Below are 21,511 nucleotides of genomic sequence, written 5' to 3' on the forward strand. Positions count from 1 at the left end.
CCCGCGCCACCCTCCCCATCATTGTCGGGAGGCGCATCACATCTTTCATTTGAGGAGCTGATCAATGCGTCGTCTTTCCATGCTGTGCGCTGCTGCGGGTCTTGCCGTCACTGCCTTCGTCGCCGCCAGCCCTGCCGAAGCCAGCTATCACCTGATCCGCTGGCAGGACACCGGCTACTGCCAGATCTGGGACGAGAGCATCCCGACCACGCCGTGGCCGGCCGGCTATCACCGCGCCAGCCAGACCGTGCCGACCTTCCTCGACGCGCTCGCGCTGAAGGACCATGCGCTGAAGGGCGGCCACTGCACCTGGTAAGATTCGATCGGCGGACGACAAGGGCCGGGCAAGGATGCGCTGCTAGCATCCTTGCCCGTTCGCGTTTCCATCCAGCGTTTCTATCCAGTCCTGGCGGGATCAATCGATGCGCACGCTCACCACGACGGCAGCCGTCTTCGCCTTGTCGCTCGCGCTCGTCTCCGCGGCGCCTGCGCAGGCGCCGCAATCCTTCCGCGTGATCTCGCCCATCTTCGGCCAGCTCGTCAGCTTCGCGATGCCGTCGAATTTCGCGGTGGTGTTCGAGAACACCAAAGGCGGCCACTACATCCGCGAAGCCGTCGTCAAGGGCGAGACGCCCGAGCAGTGGACGCAGATGATCACGGTCACCGGCGAGAAGGGCATGACGCTGACGCCGGATGCATCGCCGGAAAGCTTCGCGGGCACCATCGCCGGCGGCTTCAAATCGGCCTGCCCCGACAGCTTTGCCGCGCAGCCGCTCGGCGCCATGACATTCGGCCGCTTCGAGGCTTTCGCCGCCGTGATCGGCTGCGGCCGCATCGACAGCGGCCCGACCCGGCACAGCGAGACCGCGCTGCTGATCACGCTGAAGGGGGCTACCGATTACTACACCATCCAATGGGCCGAGCGCGGCCCGGAGACCGACGAACCGCCGGTCAGGGACGAACGCTGGCAGGCGCGCCTGAACGATCTCAACCCGATCGCCCTCTGCCCGATCGTGCCAGGCGAAGCCGCGCCCTATCCGAGCTGTGTGAGTAAGAGCTGAGATGAGGCTTCCCGCCGAGCTTCCGTAGCCCGGATGAGCGAAGCGACATCCGGGACCTCCGCCTGCCCAAAGTCAGTCTGCCTCTGCTCGCTCTCCGAAAGCATCTCCACTTCCGCCGGCGTCGCCCGCCCAGTCTTCCGGGAGCACTCCCAACCGGACGTACCGGTGAAATGACGAATGCTCCCAATCGCGGACGCTTCGAACGTAACCATGCTTGACCGGATTGAAGTGAACGTAATCGACATGACGAGCGAAATCATCTTCATCACGAATCGTGTGTTCCCAGTAGCGCCGCTGCCATAACGCCAGTTCTCCATTGGAATGACGTGCCAGATTGACACCGGCCTGAAGCAGCGCGCTGCTGAAATGGCCTTTGATCCTGCGCCACCGTCCCGCGAAGTCATAATCATCCAGCGGGAGTTTCATGACAACATGCAGATGATCCGGAAGGATCACGATTGCATCGACCTCAAACGGACGTTCCTTCCGAGCGACCCTGAAGGCATCGCGCAGGGCGTCAACGTTCTCGATCAAGAGGCTGGACCGGCGGTCGAAAAGCGTCACCGTGAAAAAGTAGGTGCCGCCGGGAAGAAAATTTCGTCGGTAGAGAACCATCGGCTAGACCTGTCCCGGATGTCGCTTCGCTCATCCGGGCTACAGACTAGCACATGTGCCGCCCTACGCGTCCTTGTGCGCGCCGGGATGGATCAGGACGTCGCGCGCGGCGGCGAGGTCGATGAAGGCTTGCGCGCTGCCGCCGTGGTCGGGATGCATGCCCTTGGCGGCACGGCGGTAGGCCTGGTTGATGTCGTCGCAGGTGAGCTGCACCGCGAGCGGCAGGCCCAGCATCTTGCGGGCGCGATCCTCGCTGGAGAGCTTCTTCGGCATGGCGTTGCGGCGGCCGAAGCGCGGCGCGGCGAGATCATGGACGACCTCGAGCACCACACCGAGGCGGCGCTGGGCCGCCTGCACGACGCTGTGATCGTCATTGACCAGGGCCTGGCGCAGCACCGGAAGCGCCTGCTCGGCGGCCTGCCGCAGCGTGGCATCCGTGCTCATCCGCACGATCTCGGCCACCACCCGGCCGGCCTCGGCCCAGTCGGCCGGCTGTGCCGACCGCAGGCGCTCGAGAGCGAGTTTCCAGGATTCAAGCCGTTCCATCATGCGCGCAACGTTTAGCAACACGGATCAGTATGCCAAGGCCGCCGTTTCCGACCCCTTAATTTCGAGTTAGCCTTTCATGAAACTTCGAAAAGAAATCGGGAGGAAATTGTCATGGCATTGCTTGCAAACCACATCGCCGTCGTCACGGGCGCCGGTTCCGGCATCGGCCGGGCGATCGCGGCCGGCTACGCCCGCGAGGGCGCGCAGGTGGTGCTGCTCGACGTCAACGCCGACACGGTCGCGGAGGCCGCCCAGGAGATCCGAAAATCGGGCGGCAAGGCCGACAGCTTTGCGCTCGACGTGACCAGACGCGACGACTGTTTTGCGCTCGCCAAACAGGTCGCGGGCAAAGTCGGACAGGTCTCGATCCTCGTCAACAATGCCGGCATCACCCGCCGCAACTCCTTCACTGCAGAGACGGAGACGGTCGCGAAGGACTGGAACGACATCATCTCGCTCAACCTCAACGGCGTCTTCAACATGACGCAGGCCTTCCTCGCGCCCTTGCGCGCGAGCAAAGGCCGCATCGTCAATATCGGTTCGATCCAGTCCTTCGTGCATCTGCGCACGCCGAGCTCGGCGGCCTACACCACTTCGAAACATGGCGTGCTCGGCTTCACCAAGGCACTCGCAGTCGAGCTCGGCAAGGAAGGCGTGCGCGTCAACGCGATCGGGCCGGGCTTCATCGAGACCAACATCAACGTCCATGTGCGTGCGACCAATCCGTCGCTGGTGCAGGCCTTCGTCGATCACACCCCGCTGGCGCGCACCGGCAAGCCCGAGGACATCGTGGGCCCCGCGATCTTCCTCGCCTCGGACATGTCGGCCTACGTCACGGGCACGATCGTGATGGTGGACGGCGGTTACCGGACGGTGTGAGGCGCACTGTCGTCGCCACGCGGCATCATCGCCGGCTGCGCTGGGCAAACAGCCGAAAATGCGGATCGAGATAGGTCCGCATCACCATGCATCTTCTGCCAAACGCGGCCGCTTCGCGGCATTCCTGAGGTCATCTGGGTGCGATCGTCCGCAATTAACCTTTCATTAACCAAACCCGCCCACCGTGGTTCTACGGCCTGGGGGTCGTTTGTTCTCGATCCGCTTCCAGCGAAGGAAGCGGGCGTTGATCGGGGGTGTGTTGATGACCACTGTTCATGTCGCGGCGCCGCAGGACGCACAATTCCTCGCTCCTAACCAGATCGTTCCACTGTTGATCGGCGCAACCGTCGACGAGGTCGAGCGCGAGCTCGTGCTCCAGACGCTCGCCCGCTGTGACGGCAACCGCACGCGCGCATCGCGCGTGCTCGGCCTGTCGGTGCGCACGCTGCGCAACAAGATCAGGCTCTATGCCGCCTCCGGCATCGAGGTGCCGACCTGTCAGGAGTAGTGCGCAACCGCGTACGGACGATCAGTCGACTTGCGTGGCCGTGCCGCCAGACGAGCGGCGCAGCCCGCGCCGCGCGCACATGCCGGCCATCATCGCAAGCGCGATGACTGCGACCGCCGCCGTCATCAGCTCGATGGCGCGAAGAACGAAAGCCGTCATGACGGCCCATGACGGCTGCGGCTCCTCGGCGAAGGCAATCGGCACGATGTCAGGCACGAGCAGTTGGGCGATGACGATGGCCGCGGCAAGGACCGCGGCGGACAGGCAGAAGATTTTCCATGCTGCGCGCATCGATCGCTCCTCGCGATGATCATGGCCCTGCACAGCTCAATGACACGTCGCCTCGCCCTGTCGATTGATGTTGATCAAGCGCAGCACGATGCGCGGGCGGAATTGCTGCTGTCGTCAAACGCCGCTAAGTAGCTTGCTTCCGATCAAGGGAGCACTGGCGTGGCAGACGATCAGGGACGGCAGGGACCTCCGGGTCCGCGTGGGCGGCAGGGCGAACCGGGACGGCCGGGACCGCAGGGTCATCCTGGCAAGCGGGGCCCGGACGGCGCGCGCGGCAAGCCGGGGCCGCAGGGCAAGCCGGGACCGATTGGAAAGGCGGGCCCCCAGGGCAAGGCCGGCTCGCAGGGCAAGCAGGGCGAGGCCGGTCCGCGTGGCGCTGCCGGCGCGCAGGGTCCGGTCGGACCGGCGGGGCCGCAAGGTGCGCGCGGCGAGCAAGGTCCGCCCGGCCAGCTGCCGTCGATCGAACAGGTGCTGCCGTGGCTCGAGCAACTCTTCGACGCCTGGGACGAACGCCGCCGCCAGCGCGAGCGCGAAGCCGCCGAGCGCGACGCGCTCGAGGCTGCCGTCATGGAGACCGGTGAGCCGATCGCCGATGACGAGAGCGACGACAACGAAGCCGACGATCACAAGAAAAAGAAGAAAAAGAAGAAGCACGGCAACAAGAACTGACGGCGTGCTCGCGCCCAGACGCAGCTTAGCGCGCCTGGGATACATGCCAATCAAGATGGCCGGGAGGAATCATCCCTGCGCGGCAGCATGCCCATGCGCTCGAACTGCCAGCGCATGGCGCGATACCAGAGATAGCCGACCGCTGCGCCGCACAGGGCCAGGATCACGACGGTCGCGCTCGAGAAAGAGCCGCTCCACCACATCATCCACGCGGTCCACAGCAGCGTGAAGATGATGGCACCTGCTTTCAGGGAAAAAAGGGGGCGGCTCATGGTCGTACTCCGGGCTGTCAAAACCCCGGCAGGCATCATTGCAAGTCGAGATGCCCCGTACCGTGAGCCAGATCACGGAAGAGACCCTTGGAGTCACTAGCCGAACCGCAACCGCGAACGCTCCTTCGCCTTCTCCGCCTCGATCTCACGATCGCGCGCCGGGGCATGGGTGTGCAGCGAGGTCAGGAGCCTTCGCGCGGCGTCCGAGACCTCTGCCACGGCGCGATCGAAGGCCGCCTCATTGGCCTGCGACGGCTTGTTGATGCCGGACAGCTTTCGCACGAACTGCAAGGCCGATGCATGGATCTCCTCCTCCGTCGCCGGCGGCTCGAAGTTGAACAGCGTCTTGATGTTGCGGCACATGCGGCGTGTCTCCCGGGGTTTCCATAAGGACGATCGGCGAAGGCGAAATCCTACATCCTTCCCTGCACTTCTGCTAAGTTCCACCGCAACGCGGCCGAGGACCATGAGCCGCACGGGGAGAGAGACATGAAAGCTTCTTGCGCGGCGCTGGCAGGCGTTCTGCTGTCCTTTTCGACGTGGGCGATGGCTGCCGATTATCCCGCGCCCAAACAAGGCGATTGGATCGCCAGGGATTTCAAGTTCCACACCGGCGAAACCATGCCGGAGCTGAAGCTGCACTACACCACAATCGGCGAGCCGAGCGGCCAGCCCGTGCTGGTGCTGCACGGAACGGGCGGCTCGGGCGCGAGCATGCTGACGCCCTCCTTTGGCGGCGAGCTGTTTGGTGCGGGTCAGCCGCTCGACGCGTCCAAATATTACATCATCATTCCCGACAGCATCGGCCATGGCAAATCGTCAAAACCGTCCGACGGCATGAAGACGAGCTTTCCGAAATACGATTACGACGACATGGTCGAGGCGCAGTATCGCCTGGTGACGGAGGGCCTCGGCGTCAAGCACCTGCGGCTCGTCATCGGCAATTCGATGGGCGGCATGCACACCTGGCTGTGGGGCCAGAAATATCCGAAGGCGATGGACGTGCTGATCCCGATGGCCTCGCAGCCGACCGAGATGGCATCGCGCAACTGGATGCTGCGGCGGATCATGCTCGACACCATCCGCAACGATCCCGACTACAACGGCGGCAACTACACCAGCCAGCCGCGCATGATGAAATACGCCATCACCGCCTACGGCATCGCCAGCATCGGCGGCACGCTGGCCTATCAATCGCAGGCGCCGACGGCGGCCAAGGCCGACAAGATCGTCGACGAACGGCTCGCGGCGCCGATCACGGCTGATACCAACGACTTCCTCTACCAGTGGGAATCCTCGCACGACTACAATGCGGGCGAAAAGCTGGAGGCGATCGAAGCTTCGCTGCTGCTGATCAATTCCGCCGACGACGAGCGCAACCCGCCCGAGACCGGCATCACCGACGCTGCGATGAAGCGCATCAAGAACGGCCGCCTCTACCTGATCCCCGCCAGCACCGAGACGCGCGGCCACGGCACCACCAGCAACGCAAAGTTCTACAGCGAGCAAATCAGGCAATTGCTGCAAACCGCGCCGCAACGGACGATGTAGGACAGCGGAGCGCAAATCCTCATATCGCAATGCATCATATGCGGCGCCTAAAGCGCGATGACATTTGGATGAATCATTATCGCGCTTTAGGTTGTTGTTTGCGCATGATCTTTTCGGAAAACCGCTTCGCACTTTTCCGGATCATGCTTTAGGCGCCGCATATTATTTGAGCATGCAATGCGCCGGCAGCTCGGGCTTAATCGCGTCAACGATACGAATCGACGCGCGACGCGATTGCGCGCCGGTGGCGCAGAACGCGGTGAGGAGGATCGCATGCACAGGCTCGCGCTGTGCGTCTGGCTAGCTGCAGCGACGGCGCTGACGAGCGCCGCGTTCGCGTTCGACAACGGGCAATATGATCACGTCCCGCCCGACATTCGCGCCTGGTTCAAGAGCGTGATCGCGCCGAACGGCGTGCCCTGCTGCGACATCTCCGACGGCCATCGCACCGACTATGATGTGCGTGGCGGCACCTATTGGGTGCCGATCGAGGGACAGTGGATGGAAGTGCCCGAACGCGCCATCATCCGCGATCAGGGCAATCCGGTCGGGCAGGCCGTGGTGTGGTACGTCCACCACCGCGGTGCCATCATCATCAGCTGTTTCGTGCCGGCGGATGCCGTGTAACGCGTCTTGACGGATTCCATTGGCTGGAGACGGTGCGATCGGCTAGTTTGAGGCCAAGCCGATGCGGAGGGATGCCGTTGACCGATCTTTGCGCCGAAGACCTCGCCACCATCTATGCCAAGCCGAGCCCGCGCGTAATCGCGAAAGCGCGTCCCGCGATCGATGCGCATGCGAAGAAATTCATCGAGATGTCGCCGTTCTGCGTGCTTGCAACGTCAGGCGCGGACGGCAGCGTCGATGCCTCGCCGCGCGGCGGCGGCATCGGCTTCGTCCATGTCGCAGGTCCCAACCAGCTGCTGATGCCCGACCGCTCCGGTAACAACCGGATCGACAGTTTTCGCAACGTCGTCGAAGGCTCGGGTTTCGTGCACCTGTTGTTCTTCGTCCCCGGCATCGACGAGACGCTGCGCGTCGGCGGACGCGGCACACTGTCGGCCGATCCGGACCTGCTCGCCGCGATGGTGGAGTTCGGCAAGCCGCCGCGCGCGGTGCTGAACGTCGCCGTGAGCGAAGTCTATTTCCACTGCGGCAAGGCGCTGATGCGCTCAAAGCTGTGGTCGCCGGAGAAGGTGCAGCGCTCGGTGATGCCGAGCATCGGTCAGGTCATTCACGACCAGACGGGCCTCGGCGAACCGGAGAGCCAGGAAATCATCGAACAGCGCTACAAGACACAGCTGTAGGTGGCGCCACAATTGCGGTGTCGTCCCGGCGAAGGCCGGGACCCATAGCCCCAGGGAGCGGTTTGGCGAAAGCTGGTAGTGAAGAACTTCTCGCGCGGTACTGACACCAGCGCGCTGGCAGATAGATCACGCGGTATGGGTCCCGGCCTTCGCCGGGACGACACCGAAGTGTGGAGCTTAATGCCCCTCGCCCTCGAGCCCGCCGACGTGCTTCTGGGTGTAGAGCTCGAGGCCGATGCGGCCGATCAGGTCGAGCTGGGTCTCGAGGAAGTCGATGTGATGCTCTTCGTCGCTCATCAGCTTCTCGAACAGGTCGCGCGTGACGTAGTCCTTGACGCTGTGGCAGTAGGTGGCCGCTTCCTGATAGAGCGCCCGCGCGCTCATCTCGGCGGCGAGGTCGCACTCGATGATCTCCTTGACGTTCTGGCCGATGCGCAGGGGATCGAGCACCTGCATGTTCGGGAAGCCGTCGAAGAACAGGATGCGCGCGGTGAGCTTGTCGGCGTGCTCCATCTCCTCGATGGACTCCTTGCGCCAGACCTTGGCCATGTCGAGGAGGCCCCAATTGTCGAGGAAGCGATAGTGCAGCCAGTACTGGTTGATCGCAGTCAGCTCGTGACGCAGTGCCTTGTTGAGATAGTCGATGACTTTTGCGTCGCCCTGCATGGTTCACTCCAGCTCTTGCAGTCCAAATCGGCCCCAAACCGAATTTAGAACGCTTCTAAATCACTTTACGCATGAGGGCAACCAGCTACGGGAACGCAGCCGGGGAAAAGCTCAGCCGGGGTTGCGGAAGTTTTCAGCAGGCCGCAAGGGCGAATTGGGCGAGCTCGGCGGTCTCGTCATTGGCAGCCACGGTGTGGCTGTGCGGACAGCCGGAGCAGCAGGACTTGGCGCAGGGACCAAGGGCTTCGTCGATGATCGTCTTGATGGTGCGAGCGCAGCGGCCGCATTCGGCGCTGCAGCCGAGGCATCCATAGACCTGCTTGGCATGACGCACGGCGTCGTCGGACTCGGCGACGGCGGCGCGGATATCATCATCGCTCAGCACGTTACAGGAACAAACGATCATGGAAGCGGCAGGCCCTTCGGTGATGCGCCATCATCGATATTTAACGGGCCAGCCGGATGCAAAGGGAAAAACCGGTATTTGAAGCTATTCCAAACTGGCCCGGACACAGCCTAGAACGGCTCTAAAATAGGGTATTGCGGTGGATCAAGGTTGCCCGCCTAGTCGCCGCCACCGCCTCCCCCACCGTCGCCGCCGCCCCCGCAATCTCCGCCACTGCTGCCGCTGTCGCTGCTGGAGCAGCTGCCGCCGTCGGTCGAGCTGCCCGAGCTGTCGCCGGAGAACCAGCTGCCCAGCGAGAAGCCGTCGCTGGTCCCCGAGTAGCTGTCGCCGCCACCCCCACTATCGCCGCCGGCCCCCGCGCGCGAGCGGCGCTGGCCGCGGTTCTGGAGGTGGGAGATCCAGCCGTAGCCGATCGCAAAGATGATCCCGGCAGCAATCAATGCATTGATCATCGCGTTGCCCATCGTCGTCTCCTGGCAGACCTGCGGTCCATACCAATTGGTCGCCCCCGGCAAAGGTGCCGTTCATTGATCATTCAAACGAAGTATGGAACTCTGCCCCCAAAGAGTTCCCGCGTGCTTATGCGAAAGGTCATCCGATGAAGAAATCGCTCCTGGCAGCCGCTGCCCTCGCCATTGTGGCCCTGACGGCCGGAACGCCGGCCCATGCCCAGCGCGGCGTCGCGGCCGGCGTGGCGGCGGGCATCATCGGCGGCGCCATCGTCGGCGGTGCGCTGGCATCTCCGTATTATTACGGACCAGGTCCCGGCTATTATGAACCGGGCTATTACCCGCCGCGTTACTACGCGCCGGGCCCGGGTTATGTCGCTGACGACTATTACGGCGGCTGCGTCTGGCAGAAGCAGCGCTTCTGGGATGGCTACGCCTGGCGCGTCCGCCGCGTCCGGGTTTGCGGCTGAGCCCCTCGAGCCGGCCCGTTTGCAACAGTTGCCTGAGCCGGTTCACTACGGATATGCCGTTCATCTTGGGGCCTGAAAAAGACCGCTTTTTCTCGTCACAGCTCCGTGTGCGTTTACCGTGGATTGACCATTTGCGCGCTTCCTAGCTGCAAGGCCAATTCCATCAGAGTGTGCGTGAACCTTTGAACCCCGGGCGCCTCTAACAAGAGGAACCCATCTCCCAGGAGAGCCAAAAGCATGAAGAAGACTTTAGTTGCCGCCCTCACGGTTGCGACGGTCGCCGGTTCGCTGGTGACCGCTGCTCCGTCCGCGAAGGCCCATGACGGCGTCGGCGCCGGTATCGCAGCCGGCCTGATCGGCGGCGCCATCGTCGGCGGCGCCATCGCCTCGAGCCGTCCCGCCTATGGCGGCCCCGTTTACGTTGCCGAGCCCCCGCCGCCCGCGCCCTGCTACTGGCGTCGTGAGCGCTATTGGGACGGCTACGGCTGGGTCAGCCGCCCGGTTCGCGTCTGCTACTGATCTGATCGCATTGGCGCATGCGCGCCGCGATCAAGGAGCCCGGCCGAGAGCATCGGCCGGGCTTTTTCTTTGGTCACACGCTAAAGCATGATCCGGAAACGTGCGAAGCGGTTTTCCGAAAAGATCATGCGTAAACAACAACATCCAAATCTCATCGCGCTTTAGCGCGCCGCCTGGATCGAACGCAGCACCTCTTCACTCGGCCAGCAATCGACCTTGAGGCCTGCCGACTTCTGATAGGCGCCGAGCGCAGCGCGGGTCTGCATGCCGGCCTTGCCGTCGATCTTGTCTTTGTAGAGCCCGGCGCGCGTGAGGCCGCGCTGCATGGTCTCGACATCCTTGGTGCGCAATTGCTTCGAAGCCGACCAGGGCGTCGCAAACGGCAGCGGGCTCGTCATGCGGTCGCTGAGATGGCCGACGAACAGCACGTAGAGGTCCGAGAAATTGTATTCCTTGATGACGAAGTAGTTCTTCGTCGTGAGGAACGACGGACCATAGATGCCTTCGGGCTGCAGCAGCGAGGCCGGCTGCGCCTGCTCTGCGGCGCTGAGCTTCTGCCCGCGCACCGGCACGAAGCCTTCACGCAGCCACTGGCCGATCGGCTTCGTCACCTCCGGCACGCCCGTCGTGCAATCGACCTTCGCCGGCGCCTGCACCTCGTAGGCCCAGCGCACGCCGCTCTGCCAGCCCTTGTTGACGAGTTGCTGCGCGGCCGAGGCCAGCGCATCCGGCACCGAATGCCAGATGTCGATGCGCCCGTCGCGGTCGAAATCGACGCCGTGCTTGTAATATTCCGATGGCAGGAATTGCGTGAGCCCGGTCGCGCCGGCCCATGACGAACGCATGTCCTTGCGCGTCACCACGCCTTCGCCGAGGATTTTCAGCGCGAGGATGAACTCGTTGCGATAGGTGTCCTTGCGCCGTCCGACATAGGCCTGCGTCGCGAGCACACGAACCAGATCATAGGGCAGCGTGTAGCGGCCGTAATCGGTCTCGCGTCCCCAGATCGCCAGCATGACGGTCGCGGGCACGCCGGAGCTCTTCTCGATCTCGGTCAGCGCCGGACGATATTTTTGCAGCAGCCGCTGCCCCTCGCCGGCAAGCCTCGCGATCGAGGCGTCCTTGACGTAGTCGGCAGGTACCTGCACGAACTCGGCCTGCGACGGCGCGCCGGTCGCGGGCCGTCCCGGCAAAATCAGATCGGGCAGCTTGTAGTCGGGCTCAAGCCCGCGCGTCTGCTCGTCGAACGTCACGCGCGAGACGCCGGCGGCCTGCGCCTCCGGCCAGAGCGAGGCGATGAACTGCGTGAAGCCCGCGTCGGCGGCGCGGGCGGACGACCCGCCGCAGATGACCACGATCACCGCAGCGATGAGCGCCCGCCGCATCATGCCGAAATCACCGCGTCAGCTTCTTGTACTTCACGCGGTGCGGAATGATGCTGTCCTGGCCGAGCCGGCGCATCTTGTCCTTCTCGTAGTCCTGGAAGTTACCTTCGAACCATTCGACATGGCTGTCGCCTTCGAAGGCCAGGATGTGGGTCGCGATGCGGTCGAGGAACCAGCGATCGTGGCTGATGATGACGGCGCAGCCGGCGAAATCCTCCAGCGCCTCTTCGAGCGCGCGCAGCGTGTCGACGTCGAGGTCGTTGGTCGGCTCGTCGAGCAGGAGGACGTTGGCGCCGGACTTCAGCATCTTGGCGAGATGCACGCGGTTGCGTTCACCGCCCGAGAGCGCGCCGACTTTCTTCTGCTGGTCCGCGCCCTTGAAGTTGAACGACGAGCAATAGCCGCGCGAGTTCACTTCCTTCTTGCCGAGCAGGATCAGCTCGTTGCCGCCGGAGATCTCCTCCCACACGGTCTTCTTGCCGTCGAGCGCATCGCGCGACTGGTCGACATAGCCGAGATGCACGGTCTCGCCGACCGTGATCGTGCCCTTGTCCGGCGTTTCCTGCTTGGTGATCATCTTGAACAGCGTGGTCTTGCCGGCGCCGTTGGCACCGATCACACCGACGATGCCGCCGGGTGGCAGCTTGAAGGTGAGATCGTCGATCAGGAGGCGATCGCCATAGCCTTTGCTGAGCGATTCGAAATCAACCACGTTGGCGCCGAGGCGTTCGGCAACCGGGATGATGATCTGCGCGGTCTGGGTCTGCTTCTCGCTGGCCTGCTTGAGCAGTTCCTCGTAGCGCTGGTAACGCGCCTTCGACTTGGCCTGGCGTGCCTTCGGCGACGAGGCGACCCATTCCTGCTCGCGCGCAATCGTCTTCTGGTGCGCGGCATCCTCGCGGCCTTCCTGCTCAAGCCGCTTCTGCTTCTGCACCAGCCAGGACGAGTAGTTGCCTTCGTAGGGAATGCCCTTGCCGCGATCGAGCTCGAGGATCCAGCCCGTGACGTTGTCGAGGAAGTAACGATCGTGGGTGACGATCAGGATCGCGCCGGGATAGTTGCGCAGATGGCCTTCGAGCCACGACACCGACTCGGCATCGAGGTGGTTGGTCGGCTCGTCCAGCAGCAGCAGCTCGGGCTGGTCGAGCAGAAGCCGGCAGAGCGCGACGCGGCGGCGTTCACCGCCCGAGAGTTTCGTCACATCGGCATCGTCGGGCGGGCAGCGCAGCGCGTCCATGGCCTGGTCGACCTTGCTGTCGAGATCCCAGAGACCCTGGGCCTCGATCTCGTCCTGGAGCTTGGTCATCTCGTCGGCGGTCTCGTCCGAGTAGTTGACGGCAAGCTCGTTGTAGCGGTCGAGGATCGCCTTCTGCTTGGCGACGCCCTGCATGACGTTCTCGCGCACGGACAGCGCAGGATCCAGGTGGGGCTCCTGCTCGAGATAGCCGACGCGGGCGCCCTCGGCGACCCAGGCCTCGCCGGTGTATTCCTTGTCGAGCCCGGCCATGATCTTGAGCAGGGTCGACTTACCGGAGCCGTTCACGCCGAGAACACCGATCTTGGCGTCCGGGTAAAAGCTCAGCCGAATGTTGTCGAGCACCTTGCGGGTCGGGTAGCTCTTGGTCAGGCCTTCCATGAAGTAGACGAACTGGCGCGCCATCGGTCCCGTGAAACCTTCGATTTGAGGAAATTTGCTTGCCGCCGATGTAACGATCCCGCCCCCAAAGGGCAACGTTTTCCCTCCGTTCACCACGGATGAATACGGGACGGACACCATCCGGACGCAGATCCGGACAATTGAAACCATTTTTTAATAAAGCAGGCCAAAGCTCGGTTTCGCGCGGAAACAGCGCCGCCCGCTCAGAACGAACGGGGAGCACAGCGAGGCCGGCATCATGGCTCTGATCGAGACCAATTCCCTTCCCGTTCCGGCAGGAGCCGGACACGTCTCCGGTTTCGTCTCGGAGATCAAGGCCTTCTGGAAGCGCTTCTTCACCACCGCCTTCAACCCCTACCGTCCCGAACTGCACTACATGCGCGGCCCCGGCCCCGCCTGGCGCGCCAAGCACGGCCTGGATGCGCCGATCCGGCTGAAGCCCCGCGACCTCTGAGCGACGACCTCCTATCGGATTTTTGAAGATGCAGGCTGCTTGCGCGCGAGGCTGATTGCGCGCAACCATGGCCCGGTTCCGACGATGGCGCCCTCGCCCAGCGCCGTCACCTCTCGCCATGGATGAATGCTGATGAGCCGGCTGCGCTGCGCGATCCTCGACGACTATTTCAACCTTGCCCTCGACGTCGCCGATTGGCCGAAACTGTCGGACCGTGTCGACGTCACCGTGTTCAGCCATCCCTTTGCCTCGGAGCAGGCCGCAGCCAGTGCGCTCGCCGACTTCGAGATCATCTGCGCGATGCGCGAGCGCACGGCGTTCCCCAAGAGCCTGTTCGATAGCTTGCCGAAGCTGAAGCTGCTGCTGACGTCAGGCATGCGCAACGCCGCGATCGACATGGAGGCCGCGAAGGGGCGCGGCATCGCCATCGGCGGCACGCAATATTCGCGCGATCCCACGGCACCGCTCACCATGGGCCTGATCCTGGAGCTCACCCGCGGCATCGGCCGCGAGAACGCGCGCATGCATGCGGGCGAACCGTGGCAGACCTTTGCCGGCGTCGAGATCGAGGGGATGACGCTCGGCGTTGTTGGGCTGGGCAAGCTCGGCAGCAAGATGGCGGGCATTGCGAAGGCGTTCGGCATGAACGTGATCGCCTGGAGCCCGAACCTGACGCCGGAGAAGTGCGCGGCAGCCGGCGTCGGCTACGCCACCAAGGAGGAGCTGTTCGCGAAGGCCGACATCGTCACAATCCACGTGGTGCTGAGCGACCGCTCGCGTGGTCTCGTCGGCCGCGCCGATCTCGCGCGGATGAAGCCGACCGCCTTCCTCGTCAACACCGCGCGCGGGCCGATCGTGGACGAGCAGGCGCTGCTGGAGGCCTTGCAGCAGCGCAAGATCGCGGGCGCCGGCATCGACGTGTTCTCAGTCGAGCCGCTGCCGGTCGACCATCCCTTCCGCAAGCTCGACAATCTCGTGCTGACGCCGCATCTCGGCTACGCGACCGAGGACGGGTTGCGCATCCATTACGGCCAGATGGTCGAGGCGATCGACGCCTTCACCAGAGGCGCTGAGCTGCCGCGCAAGCTGGCCTGAAATGAAAAGGGCGTGCCATCGGCACGCCCTTCGCAATTTGATCTCGTTCGAAGCGATTAGCGCACGGTGACCGGTGCGGGCAGCGGCGGCACCACCGTCGGCTGCGTGCCCGGGACCGGACCGGCCTGAGCGGACATCGGAGCCGGCGCGGGCGCTGCGGACGCTGTCGCCGTTCCCGGCGACGGGCCGCCCGGCATCACCACCACGCGGGTGCCGACCTTGACGCGATCGAACAGGTCCGAGACGTCCTCGTTCAGCATGCCGATACAGCCGGACGAGACGAACTTGCCGATGGTCGAGGGCTGGTTGGTGCCGTGGATGCGGTACACGGTCGAGCCGAGATACATCGCGCGGGCCCCTAACGGATTGCCGGGGCCGCCGGCCATGAAGCGCGGCAGATAGGGCTGGCGCTCGATCATCTCGGTCGGCGGATGCCAATCCGGCCACTCCGCCTTGCGGGTGATCTTCTGCACGCCGGTCCAGGTGAAGCCGTCGCGGCCGACGCGGACGCCGTAGCGGATCGCGCGGCCGCCTCCGAGCACGTAGTAGAGATAGGTGTTGGGCGTATCGACCACGAGCGTGCCGGCCGGCTCCTTGGTCTGGAACGAGACCTCCTGGCGACGCAGGTTCGGCGGCAACTGAGCCGGGGCAGCATCGGGCTGCTCTTCGGGCGGCAGCGAGGCGATCGTCATCGGCCGGCCATCGGCGCCGACGGGCGGCTGCCCGGCCTGGACCGTTCCAGTCGCGGCGGGACCACCAACCGCTTCCGGCGGACGCAAGCCATCCCCCGCGGGTGCCTGAGCCGGACGATCGGCATAGATCACCGGCGGCGGGCCAGCGGGGCGGCCATAGCGGGGATCGTCGGGCGACATCACGGGGCCCTGCTGCGGAGCCCCCGAATAGACCGGCGGAGCGCCGGCCGGGCGGCCATAGCGCGGGTCATCCGGCGACATCACCGGCCCTTGCGGCGGGGCCGCCGAATAGACCGGCGGGCCGGCGGGGCGACCGTAGCGCGGATCGTTGGGCGAGGTGATCGGACCGCCCGGGCCGGGCGGCGGCAGCGACGCCTGCGGCATCGCGTCGTCTTCGTCGTCCAGCGAGTCGAAATTCGGGGTGCGATCGCCGGGGCGATATTCGGCCGGCGCGCCGTAGCTCGGCACCTGCTGGACCGGATAGCTTTGAGCCTGCACGAGCGAGGTTCCCGCCGCAGCGACTGTTGCGGCAGCGCATATCGTCAGAAAATGTTTGATCATCATCGCTCTTGTATAGCCCCGGGGCCCCATCAGGACCGTTAACGGCCAAATGACCGAAGATAGCGGCACATTCAAGACATATCAGGCCGATTTGCGCCGGATTGGCCGATTTGTGATCCGCAAGACTACCGTTGCCCCGTTGCATCACGGGGCGGAAATCGCATTGCGCCGTCCATTGCCGGAGCTTCGGCCCCGATTTTTAGGGAATGGCGCGGAATCGTTGCGATATGTTCGAATCAGCCTGATTCGCCTCCGCTTTGAGCTCAGAACCCCCGCGTGGCGAACACGGCAACCAGTACCGTCACCGCGTTCAGATGGCTCTTGGGTCCCGGCCGCCACCCGCCGGGGCGGAAATTCGTAACCCGTCCGATGCTTCCCGGCTTTCGCTTCCTGTTTGCCGCGATCCTGCTGTCAACCTCCATCCTGGTGTTCGGCCTAGGGGCCGCCGCGCTGCTGCGGGCGACCCATGAGCAGTATGTCAGCAACCCCTCCTGGCGGAACGGTCCGCAGGAGCAGGTGTTCGCGCAGAGCCCCGAGCCGGCCCAGCCGGTGCTCGCGGCCTTGCGCGCGGAGCCGGAGCCGGTCGAGCCCGCGCCGACGTTGCGCGACCAGGTGCCGACAATCGGACTGCCGGTCCAGGAGCCTGAGCAGACCGCCCCGGTGACCAGCGAGGCCGATGCTGCGCCGCAGGTCGCCGCGGCCACGGCTGACGCCTCGGAGCCGGCCAAGGCCGAGACCGCGGCGGAAGCCGCAGCGCCCACCGCGACAGACACGCTCACGCCCGCCGACGCCACGGCGGCGATTCCCGAGGCGAAGCCTGCCGCAACCGCCAGCGTGACGGCGCCGGCCGATCCCAGTCCCGCTCCGGCCTCCCCGGCGGTCGACGCCGCTCCGGCCAAGCTGGCCGCACTGAACGATCCCGCCGCCACGGCCCCGAAGGATCCGCCGGCGAAGGCCAAGGTCGACGGCAGCAAGGCTGACGACAAGGCGACCAAGCGCCAGGCCAAGGCGAAGAAGCGGCACCACGTGGTGCGGCGTCCGCCGCCTCAACAGCTGCAGCAACAGCTCGATCCGTTCGGACAGCCGCAGACGTTTGCGACGACGACCGCCACGAGGACGCGCCAGTAGCTCACGCCGGGCCGGTCGCGATCGGCGGGCCCTTCTCCTGGCCCCATTCCGACCATGAGCCGTCATAGAGCGCGGTGTCGGTGATCCCCAGGCGATAGAGCGCGAGCGTCAGCACGCCAGCGGACACACCGGAGCCGCAGCTGGTCACGATCGGTGCATCGAGCTTGACGCCGGCGCCGGTGAAGGCAGCGCGCAAGTCATCGAGCGGCTTCATCTCGCCGGTCGCGGCATCGAATAGCAAATTGTAGGGCACGTTGCGGGCGCCGGGGATATGGCCGGAGCGAATGCCGGCGCGCGGCTCGGGCGCGCGGCCTTCGAAGCGATCGGCGGCACGCGCATCGATCACCTGCTCGGCGCGGCTTTCGACGTTGGCGATGAGCTGCTGCATGCTGCGCACGCGTTTTGAATCGTAGCTCGCCTTGAAGCTCGCGGGCTTCGGCTTCACCTCGCCGTTCTCGACCGGACGCCCCTCGGCACGCCACTTCTTCAGGCCGCCATTGAGGATGCGCACATTGCCGTGCCCGAAGGCCAGAAACATCCACCACGCGCGGGGCGCGGCAACCCAGCCGCCGGCATCGTAAAGCACGACGGTGTCGCTATTTCCGATGCCGAGATTGCCGACGTCACGGCCGAACTGATCGGCGCTTGGATACATGTGCGGCAGCGGGTTGGAATGATCCGACACCGCATCGACGTCGAAGAACGCTGCGCCCGGAAGGTGCGCGGCGAGGTAGTCATCCTTCGGCAGCGGCAGCACGCCCGGCAGCTTGAAGCTGGCGTCGAGCACTTTCACGTTGGCGTCGTTGATGTGGGCGGCGAGCCATTCGGTGGAGACGAGGGGGTCGGTGGCGGTCATTGAACTTTCCTTGTCATTCCGGGGCGCGCGAAGCGCGAACCCGGAATCCATCGGGCCGCGGAGTTGGTGGATGAATGGATTCCGGGCTCGCGACTTCGTCGCGCCCCGGAATGACGAGAGCGATTAGCCCTTCTTCTTCGGCTCCCATTGCTCCGTCGGGCCGCCGGCATCGCGCCAGGCGGCGTAGCCGCCGGCGATGTGGGCGACGGGCTTCAGGCCCATGTCCTGCGCGGTCTTGGCCGCGAGCGCGGAGCGCAGGCCGCCGGCGCAGTGGAAGACGAACTTCTTGTCCTCCTGGAAGATCGGCTTGGCGTAGGGGCTCTGCGGATCGATCCAGAATTCGAGCATGCCGCGGGTACAGGCGAAGGCGCCGGGGATGCGGCCGTCGCGTTCGATCTCGCGGGGATCGCGGATGTCGACGATGACGACGTCGCCGTTCTTGGAGATCTCGATGGCATCCTTGGCGGTGAGCGTCTCGATCTCGGCATTGGCCTCGTCGATCAGCGCCTTGATGCCGCGGGTGATGGTCTGGGGCATATGGTTCTCCCTCTTGTTACGTCGCCGTTCCGGGCGAACTGCCGGAGGTGGAGGTCACCTCTCCCGCTTGCGGGAGAGGTCGCGGAGCGGAGCGACGCGGGTGAGGGCTCTCTCCTCTTGGGGAGCGCCGCTAGAGGAGAGACCCTCTCCCCAACCCTCCCCCGCAAGCGGGGGAGGGAGCGCAGTCCCATCGCCGATGGGGCGCGCCCGTCATCAGTCAGTGCGTCAATTCCTTCATCGCACCTTCCAGCCCCTCGATCGTGATCGGGTACATGCGGTTCGCAAAAATGCGTTTGATGATGGTGGTGGATTCCGAATAGTCCCAGTGCTTCTGCTGCACCGGGTTCAGCCACACCGCATGCGGATAGGTGCGGATGATGCGGTCGAGCCAGACCGAGCCGGGCTCCTCGTTGACGTGCTCGACCGAGCCGCCGGGCACCATGATCTCGTACGGGCTCATCGAGGCGTCGCCGACGAACACGACCTTGTAGTCATGCGGATATTTGTGCAGCACGTCCCAGGTCGGCGTGCGGTCGGTGAAGCGGCGCTTGTTCTGCTTCCACACGCCTTCATAGAGGCAGTTGTGGAAGTAGAAATACTCCATGTGCTTGAACTCGCTCTTCGCCGCCGAGAACAGCTCCTCGACCTGCTCGATATGCGCGTCCATGGAGCCGCCGATGTCGAAGAACACCAGCAGCTTCACCGCATTGCGCCGCTCGGGGCGCATGTGCACGTCGAGATAGCCGTGATTGGCGGTCTCGCGGATGGTGGTGTCGAGATCGAGCTCGTCGGGTGCGCCGGTGCGCGCGAATTTGCGCAGGCGGCGCAGCGCCACCTTGATGTTGCGGATGCCGAGCTCGACATTGCCGTCGAGATCCTTGAACTCGCGCTTGTCCCACACCTTCACGGCGCGGTTGTTGCGGTTCTTCTCCTGGCCGATGCGCACGCCTTCGGGATTGTAACCGTGGGCGCCGAACGGCGAGGTGCCGGCGGTGCCGATCCATTTGCTGCCGCCCTGGTGGCGGCCCTTCTGCTCCTCGAGGCGCTTCTTCAGGGTCTCCATGAGCTTGTCCCAGCCCATGGCCTCGATCTGCTTCTTCTCTTCCTCGGTGAGGTACTTTTCGGCGAGCTTCTTCAGCCACTCCTCGGGAATCTCGGCCTTCTCCATGGCATCGAGCAGGCTTTCCAGCCCCTTGAACACCGTGCCGAAGACGCGGTCGAACTTGTCGAGGTTGCGCTCGTCCTTCACCAGCGAGGCGCGCGACAAATAGTAGAAATTCTCGACCGTGTAATCCGCAAGGTCGGCGTCGAGCGCCTCCATCAGCGTGAGGTATTCGCGCAGCGTCACGGGGACCTGCGCGTCGCGCAGAGAGGTGAAGAATTGCAGGAACATGGGTGACAGATTGCCCGTCGGGTGGAGAACGTCAAGGGGCGCAGGTCGTCCTTGAGCGCTGGACCGGGAGGCTTTTTGCTCTAGAATTGACCGCCTCAAGGGGTTGTTTTGGGGACGTTTGCAATGGGAATTCTCGCAGCACTCATCATCGGCGCGATCGCCGGCTGGCTCGCCGGCAAGATTGTCCACGGGGCGGGATTTGGGCTGATCGGCAACATCGTCGTCGGCATCATCGGCGCGCTGGTGGCAAGCTGGGTTCTGCCCCAGTTGCACATCGGGCTTGCCACCGGCACGTTCGGCGCCATCGTGGACGCCACGATCGGCGCGGTGATTGTGCTGGTCATCCTTTCGCTGATAAAACGGGTCTGAAAGCCTGACCGAACCAGGAACGGCCGCCACGAGCGGCCGTTCGCTTGTCGCGACCAGAGCAATGAAATTGGCAACAGCCTCGCGACGACGACCAACAAGGACGTGCGATGAAATTTACCGGCACCAAGGACTATGTTGCGACCGATGATCTCAAGGTCGCCGTCAATGCCTCGATCGTGCTCGAGCGCCCGCTCCTGGTGAAGGGCGAGCCCGGCACCGGCAAGACGGTGCTGGCGGAGGAAGTGGCCAAGGCGCTGAACGCGCCGCTTTTGACCTGGCACATCAAGTCCACCACCAAGGCACAGCAGGGCCTCTACGAATACGATGCGGTGTCGCGCCTGCGCGACAGCCAGCTCGGCGATGCCCGCGTCTCCGACATCAAGAACTACATCAAGCGCGGCAAGCTGTGGGAGGCCTTCACGGCCGAACAGCGCCCGGTGCTCCTGATCGACGAGATCGACAAGGCCGACATCGAGTTCCCCAACGACCTGCTGCTCGAGCTCGACCGCATGGAATTCCATGTCTACGAGACCGGCGAGACGATCAAGGCCAAGCAGCGCCCGATCATGATGATCACCTCCAACAACGAGAAGGAGCTGCCGGACGCGTTCCTGCGCCGCTGCTTCTTCCACTACATCAAGTTCCCCGACGCCGACACGATGGCCCGCATCGTCGACGTCCACTTCCCCGGCATCAAGAAGCGCCTCGTCGAGGAAGCCCTGCGCATCTTCTTCGAGGTGCGCGAGGTGCCCGGCCTGAAGAAGAAGCCCTCCACCTCCGAATTGCTCGACTGGCTCAAGCTCTTGCTCAACGAGGACATGAGCGTCGAGCAGCTGCGCGAGCGCGACCCGCGCAAACTGATCCCGCCGCTGCACGGCGCACTCCTGAAGAACGAGCAGGACGTGCATTTGTTCGAGCGGCTGGCGTTCTTGAGCCGACGGGAAGTGTAGGCGGCGCTGCCGACCACGCGCCCGGTGTCGTCCCGGCGAAGGCCGGGACCCATACCGCGTGATTTATCGATTGCGGACAGTCGGCGTACCGAACCAGCAGTCTTCGCCAAACTACTCCCTGTGGTTATGGGTCCCGGCCTTCGCCCTAGGGCATGCACATATCTCTGAGGCTCCATCCTGCTGCGACGGCATGGAAGTATTCGAGGCCGTTCTTGAAGGTGA

The 21,511-nt window shown here is 64.5% G+C and carries 29 protein-coding genes; 15 read left to right on the top strand and 14 right to left on the bottom strand.

The features are described 5' to 3' along the window. Positions 1 to 64: 64 nt before the first annotated feature. Entirely contained in the window at positions 65 to 316 is a 252-nt protein-coding gene (locus JQ635_RS22940; RefSeq protein WP_211412044.1) for a hypothetical protein, read from the top strand. A 106-nt stretch (positions 317 to 422) separates the two neighbouring features. Then, entirely contained in the window at positions 423 to 1,061 is a 639-nt protein-coding gene (locus tag JQ635_RS22945) for a hypothetical protein (protein ID WP_211412045.1), read from the top strand. 72 nt (positions 1,062 to 1,133) lie between these two features. On the opposite strand, the gene JQ635_RS22950 is transcribed toward JQ635_RS22945, so the two are convergent. Together JQ635_RS22950 and JQ635_RS22955 are read right to left on the bottom strand one after the other, a co-directional pair. Further along, a complete protein-coding gene (locus JQ635_RS22950) occupies positions 1,134 to 1,676 on the bottom strand; it encodes an REP-associated tyrosine transposase (protein ID WP_211412047.1) in 543 nt (180 codons plus the stop codon). Positions 1,677 to 1,739: 63 nt separating this feature from the next. After that, positions 1,740 to 2,225, bottom strand: coding sequence for a J domain-containing protein (locus JQ635_RS22955; protein ID WP_211412048.1), 486 nt, complete (start codon positions 2,223 to 2,225; stop codon positions 1,740 to 1,742). A gap of 111 nt (positions 2,226 to 2,336) precedes the next feature. Here JQ635_RS22955 and JQ635_RS22960 point away from each other — a divergent pair, with 111 nt between their 5' ends. Both JQ635_RS22960 and JQ635_RS22965 read left to right on the top strand, forming a co-directional pair. Continuing rightward, on the top strand, positions 2,337 to 3,104 hold the full coding sequence (locus JQ635_RS22960; protein WP_211412049.1) for an SDR family NAD(P)-dependent oxidoreductase: 768 nt from the start codon (positions 2,337 to 2,339) through the stop codon (positions 3,102 to 3,104). 262 nt (positions 3,105 to 3,366) lie between these two features. Continuing rightward, complete coding sequence (locus JQ635_RS22965; RefSeq protein WP_018641007.1) at positions 3,367 to 3,612, top strand: helix-turn-helix domain-containing protein; 246 nt, start codon at positions 3,367 to 3,369, stop codon at positions 3,610 to 3,612. A gap of 21 nt (positions 3,613 to 3,633) precedes the next feature. Here JQ635_RS22965 and JQ635_RS22970 read toward each other — a convergent pair whose 3' ends face one another. After that, entirely contained in the window at positions 3,634 to 3,903 is a 270-nt protein-coding gene (locus JQ635_RS22970; RefSeq protein ID WP_211412050.1) for a hypothetical protein, read from the bottom strand. A gap of 159 nt (positions 3,904 to 4,062) precedes the next feature. On the opposite strand from JQ635_RS22970, the gene JQ635_RS22975 reads away from it, so the two are divergent. Continuing rightward, the gene (locus JQ635_RS22975; RefSeq protein ID WP_211412051.1) at positions 4,063 to 4,572 is read left to right on the top strand and encodes a collagen-like protein; all 510 of its coding nucleotides are present in this window, start codon (positions 4,063 to 4,065) and stop codon (positions 4,570 to 4,572) included. 50 nt (positions 4,573 to 4,622) lie between these two features. Here the strand turns inward: JQ635_RS22975 and JQ635_RS22980 are convergent, their stop codons facing one another. Together JQ635_RS22980 and JQ635_RS22985 are read right to left on the bottom strand one after the other, a co-directional pair. Beyond that, a complete protein-coding gene (locus JQ635_RS22980; protein ID WP_211412052.1) occupies positions 4,623 to 4,844 on the bottom strand; it encodes a hypothetical protein in 222 nt (73 codons plus the stop codon). A gap of 96 nt (positions 4,845 to 4,940) precedes the next feature. Continuing rightward, the gene (locus JQ635_RS22985; RefSeq protein ID WP_211412053.1) at positions 4,941 to 5,207 is read right to left on the bottom strand and encodes a DUF2277 domain-containing protein; all 267 of its coding nucleotides are present in this window, start codon (positions 5,205 to 5,207) and stop codon (positions 4,941 to 4,943) included. Positions 5,208 to 5,333: 126 nt separating this feature from the next. On the opposite strand from JQ635_RS22985, the gene JQ635_RS22990 reads away from it, so the two are divergent. The 3 genes from JQ635_RS22990 to JQ635_RS23000 all read left to right on the top strand — a co-directional run bounded on the left by JQ635_RS22990 (position 5,334) and on the right by JQ635_RS23000 (position 7,702). Continuing rightward, entirely contained in the window at positions 5,334 to 6,395 is a 1,062-nt protein-coding gene (locus tag JQ635_RS22990) for an alpha/beta fold hydrolase (RefSeq protein ID WP_211412054.1), read from the top strand. Positions 6,396 to 6,668: 273 nt separating this feature from the next. Then, positions 6,669 to 7,022, top strand: coding sequence for a hypothetical protein (locus JQ635_RS22995; protein WP_211412055.1), 354 nt, complete (start codon positions 6,669 to 6,671; stop codon positions 7,020 to 7,022). 77 nt (positions 7,023 to 7,099) lie between these two features. After that, positions 7,100 to 7,702 carry a pyridoxamine 5'-phosphate oxidase family protein gene (locus tag JQ635_RS23000; protein WP_211412056.1) on the top strand — a complete coding sequence of 201 codons (603 nt, stop codon included), beginning with the start codon at positions 7,100 to 7,102 and terminating at the stop codon, positions 7,700 to 7,702. Positions 7,703 to 7,879: 177 nt separating this feature from the next. Here JQ635_RS23000 and bfr read toward each other — a convergent pair whose 3' ends face one another. From bfr to JQ635_RS23015, 3 genes are all read right to left on the bottom strand, one after another. Next, the gene (bfr, locus tag JQ635_RS23005; protein ID WP_018641014.1) at positions 7,880 to 8,368 is read right to left on the bottom strand and encodes a bacterioferritin; all 489 of its coding nucleotides are present in this window, start codon (positions 8,366 to 8,368) and stop codon (positions 7,880 to 7,882) included. Positions 8,369 to 8,501: 133 nt separating this feature from the next. Further along, positions 8,502 to 8,774 carry a (2Fe-2S)-binding protein gene (locus tag JQ635_RS23010; protein ID WP_211412057.1) on the bottom strand — a complete coding sequence of 91 codons (273 nt, stop codon included), beginning with the start codon at positions 8,772 to 8,774 and terminating at the stop codon, positions 8,502 to 8,504. Between the two features lie 158 nt (positions 8,775 to 8,932). Beyond that, positions 8,933 to 9,238: a hypothetical protein gene (locus JQ635_RS23015; RefSeq protein WP_211412059.1), complete on the bottom strand. Its 306-nt coding sequence runs from the start codon at positions 9,236 to 9,238 to the stop codon at positions 8,933 to 8,935. Positions 9,239 to 9,372: 134 nt separating this feature from the next. On the opposite strand from JQ635_RS23015, the gene JQ635_RS23020 reads away from it, so the two are divergent. Both JQ635_RS23020 and JQ635_RS23025 read left to right on the top strand, forming a co-directional pair. Beyond that, a complete protein-coding gene (locus tag JQ635_RS23020) occupies positions 9,373 to 9,693 on the top strand; it encodes a hypothetical protein (protein WP_211412061.1) in 321 nt (106 codons plus the stop codon). A 237-nt stretch (positions 9,694 to 9,930) separates the two neighbouring features. Continuing rightward, positions 9,931 to 10,212, top strand: a complete 282-nt coding sequence (locus JQ635_RS23025) for a hypothetical protein (protein WP_130365097.1) — start codon at positions 9,931 to 9,933, stop codon at positions 10,210 to 10,212. 161 nt (positions 10,213 to 10,373) lie between these two features. On the opposite strand, the gene JQ635_RS23030 is transcribed toward JQ635_RS23025, so the two are convergent. Both JQ635_RS23030 and ettA read right to left on the bottom strand, forming a co-directional pair. Then, on the bottom strand, positions 10,374 to 11,600 hold the full coding sequence (locus JQ635_RS23030) for a lytic murein transglycosylase (protein ID WP_211412063.1): 1,227 nt from the start codon (positions 11,598 to 11,600) through the stop codon (positions 10,374 to 10,376). A gap of 7 nt (positions 11,601 to 11,607) precedes the next feature. Beyond that, the gene (ettA, locus tag JQ635_RS23035) at positions 11,608 to 13,257 is read right to left on the bottom strand and encodes an energy-dependent translational throttle protein EttA (protein WP_211412065.1); all 1,650 of its coding nucleotides are present in this window, start codon (positions 13,255 to 13,257) and stop codon (positions 11,608 to 11,610) included. A gap of 235 nt (positions 13,258 to 13,492) precedes the next feature. On the opposite strand from ettA, the gene JQ635_RS23040 reads away from it, so the two are divergent. Further along, positions 13,493 to 13,708, top strand: a complete 216-nt coding sequence (locus JQ635_RS23040) for a hypothetical protein (RefSeq protein ID WP_183244792.1) — start codon at positions 13,493 to 13,495, stop codon at positions 13,706 to 13,708. 132 nt (positions 13,709 to 13,840) lie between these two features. Further along, positions 13,841 to 14,803, top strand: coding sequence for a D-2-hydroxyacid dehydrogenase family protein (locus JQ635_RS23045; RefSeq protein WP_211412066.1), 963 nt, complete (start codon positions 13,841 to 13,843; stop codon positions 14,801 to 14,803). Between the two features lie 56 nt (positions 14,804 to 14,859). Here the strand turns inward: JQ635_RS23045 and JQ635_RS23050 are convergent, their stop codons facing one another. After that, positions 14,860 to 16,056, bottom strand: a complete 1,197-nt coding sequence (locus tag JQ635_RS23050; RefSeq protein WP_211412068.1) for a L,D-transpeptidase — start codon at positions 16,054 to 16,056, stop codon at positions 14,860 to 14,862. Positions 16,057 to 16,425: 369 nt separating this feature from the next. Here JQ635_RS23050 and JQ635_RS23055 point away from each other — a divergent pair, with 369 nt between their 5' ends. After that, positions 16,426 to 17,184 carry a hypothetical protein gene (locus JQ635_RS23055; RefSeq protein ID WP_211412070.1) on the top strand — a complete coding sequence of 253 codons (759 nt, stop codon included), beginning with the start codon at positions 16,426 to 16,428 and terminating at the stop codon, positions 17,182 to 17,184. Position 17,185: 1 nt separating this feature from the next. On the opposite strand, the gene sseA is transcribed toward JQ635_RS23055, so the two are convergent. The 3 genes from sseA to JQ635_RS23070 all read right to left on the bottom strand — a co-directional run bounded on the left by sseA (position 17,186) and on the right by JQ635_RS23070 (position 19,970). Beyond that, a complete protein-coding gene (gene sseA, locus JQ635_RS23060) occupies positions 17,186 to 18,040 on the bottom strand; it encodes a 3-mercaptopyruvate sulfurtransferase (RefSeq protein WP_211412071.1) in 855 nt (284 codons plus the stop codon). Between the two features lie 123 nt (positions 18,041 to 18,163). Next, positions 18,164 to 18,577, bottom strand: coding sequence for a rhodanese-like domain-containing protein (locus JQ635_RS23065; RefSeq protein ID WP_018641027.1), 414 nt, complete (start codon positions 18,575 to 18,577; stop codon positions 18,164 to 18,166). A 217-nt stretch (positions 18,578 to 18,794) separates the two neighbouring features. Next, complete coding sequence (locus tag JQ635_RS23070) at positions 18,795 to 19,970, bottom strand: vWA domain-containing protein (RefSeq protein ID WP_080134207.1); 1,176 nt, start codon at positions 19,968 to 19,970, stop codon at positions 18,795 to 18,797. Positions 19,971 to 20,093: 123 nt separating this feature from the next. Here JQ635_RS23070 and JQ635_RS23075 point away from each other — a divergent pair, with 123 nt between their 5' ends. Continuing rightward, entirely contained in the window at positions 20,094 to 20,339 is a 246-nt protein-coding gene (locus JQ635_RS23075; protein WP_130365107.1) for a GlsB/YeaQ/YmgE family stress response membrane protein, read from the top strand. 107 nt (positions 20,340 to 20,446) lie between these two features. Beyond that, entirely contained in the window at positions 20,447 to 21,289 is an 843-nt protein-coding gene (locus JQ635_RS23080; RefSeq protein ID WP_211412072.1) for an AAA family ATPase, read from the top strand. Positions 21,290 to 21,511 lie beyond the last annotated feature (222 nt).

This window comes from Bradyrhizobium iriomotense (genome assembly GCF_018130765.1).
Classification (GTDB): Bacteria; Pseudomonadota; Alphaproteobacteria; order Rhizobiales; family Xanthobacteraceae; genus Bradyrhizobium; species Bradyrhizobium iriomotense_A.

Bases quoted from the DNA above. Each gene is read 5' to 3' on its own strand.
- JQ635_RS22940 (WP_211412044.1), top strand. From the start codon at position 65: ATGCGTCGTCTTTCCATGCTGTGCGCTGCTGCGGGTCTTGCCGTCACT.
- JQ635_RS22945 (WP_211412045.1), top strand. From the start codon at position 423: ATGCGCACGCTCACCACGACGGCAGCCGTCTTCGCCTTGTCGCTCGCG.
- JQ635_RS22950 (WP_211412047.1), bottom strand. From the start codon at position 1,676: ATGGTTCTCTACCGACGAAATTTTCTTCCCGGCGGCACCTACTTTTTC.
- JQ635_RS22955 (WP_211412048.1), bottom strand. From the start codon at position 2,225: ATGATGGAACGGCTTGAATCCTGGAAACTCGCTCTCGAGCGCCTGCGG.
- JQ635_RS22960 (WP_211412049.1), top strand. From the start codon at position 2,337: ATGGCATTGCTTGCAAACCACATCGCCGTCGTCACGGGCGCCGGTTCC.
- JQ635_RS22965 (WP_018641007.1), top strand. From the start codon at position 3,367: ATGACCACTGTTCATGTCGCGGCGCCGCAGGACGCACAATTCCTCGCT.
- JQ635_RS22970 (WP_211412050.1), bottom strand. From the start codon at position 3,903: ATGCGCGCAGCATGGAAAATCTTCTGCCTGTCCGCCGCGGTCCTTGCC.
- JQ635_RS22980 (WP_211412052.1), bottom strand. From the start codon at position 4,844: ATGAGCCGCCCCCTTTTTTCCCTGAAAGCAGGTGCCATCATCTTCACG.
- JQ635_RS22985 (WP_211412053.1), bottom strand. From the start codon at position 5,207: ATGTGCCGCAACATCAAGACGCTGTTCAACTTCGAGCCGCCGGCGACG.
- JQ635_RS22990 (WP_211412054.1), top strand. From the start codon at position 5,334: ATGAAAGCTTCTTGCGCGGCGCTGGCAGGCGTTCTGCTGTCCTTTTCG.
- JQ635_RS22995 (WP_211412055.1), top strand. From the start codon at position 6,669: ATGCACAGGCTCGCGCTGTGCGTCTGGCTAGCTGCAGCGACGGCGCTG.
- bfr (WP_018641014.1), bottom strand. From the start codon at position 8,368: ATGCAGGGCGACGCAAAAGTCATCGACTATCTCAACAAGGCACTGCGT.
- JQ635_RS23010 (WP_211412057.1), bottom strand. From the start codon at position 8,774: ATGATCGTTTGTTCCTGTAACGTGCTGAGCGATGATGATATCCGCGCC.
- JQ635_RS23015 (WP_211412059.1), bottom strand. From the start codon at position 9,238: ATGGGCAACGCGATGATCAATGCATTGATTGCTGCCGGGATCATCTTT.
- JQ635_RS23020 (WP_211412061.1), top strand. From the start codon at position 9,373: ATGAAGAAATCGCTCCTGGCAGCCGCTGCCCTCGCCATTGTGGCCCTG.
- JQ635_RS23025 (WP_130365097.1), top strand. From the start codon at position 9,931: ATGAAGAAGACTTTAGTTGCCGCCCTCACGGTTGCGACGGTCGCCGGT.
- JQ635_RS23030 (WP_211412063.1), bottom strand. From the start codon at position 11,600: ATGATGCGGCGGGCGCTCATCGCTGCGGTGATCGTGGTCATCTGCGGC.
- ettA (WP_211412065.1), bottom strand. From the start codon at position 13,257: ATGGCGCGCCAGTTCGTCTACTTCATGGAAGGCCTGACCAAGAGCTAC.
- JQ635_RS23040 (WP_183244792.1), top strand. From the start codon at position 13,493: ATGGCTCTGATCGAGACCAATTCCCTTCCCGTTCCGGCAGGAGCCGGA.
- JQ635_RS23045 (WP_211412066.1), top strand. From the start codon at position 13,841: ATGAGCCGGCTGCGCTGCGCGATCCTCGACGACTATTTCAACCTTGCC.
- JQ635_RS23050 (WP_211412068.1), bottom strand. From the start codon at position 16,056: ATGATCAAACATTTTCTGACGATATGCGCTGCCGCAACAGTCGCTGCG.
- JQ635_RS23055 (WP_211412070.1), top strand. From the start codon at position 16,426: ATGCTTCCCGGCTTTCGCTTCCTGTTTGCCGCGATCCTGCTGTCAACC.
- sseA (WP_211412071.1), bottom strand. From the start codon at position 18,040: ATGACCGCCACCGACCCCCTCGTCTCCACCGAATGGCTCGCCGCCCAC.
- JQ635_RS23065 (WP_018641027.1), bottom strand. From the start codon at position 18,577: ATGCCCCAGACCATCACCCGCGGCATCAAGGCGCTGATCGACGAGGCC.
- JQ635_RS23070 (WP_080134207.1), bottom strand. From the start codon at position 19,970: ATGTTCCTGCAATTCTTCACCTCTCTGCGCGACGCGCAGGTCCCCGTG.
- JQ635_RS23075 (WP_130365107.1), top strand. From the start codon at position 20,094: ATGGGAATTCTCGCAGCACTCATCATCGGCGCGATCGCCGGCTGGCTC.
- JQ635_RS23080 (WP_211412072.1), top strand. From the start codon at position 20,447: ATGAAATTTACCGGCACCAAGGACTATGTTGCGACCGATGATCTCAAG.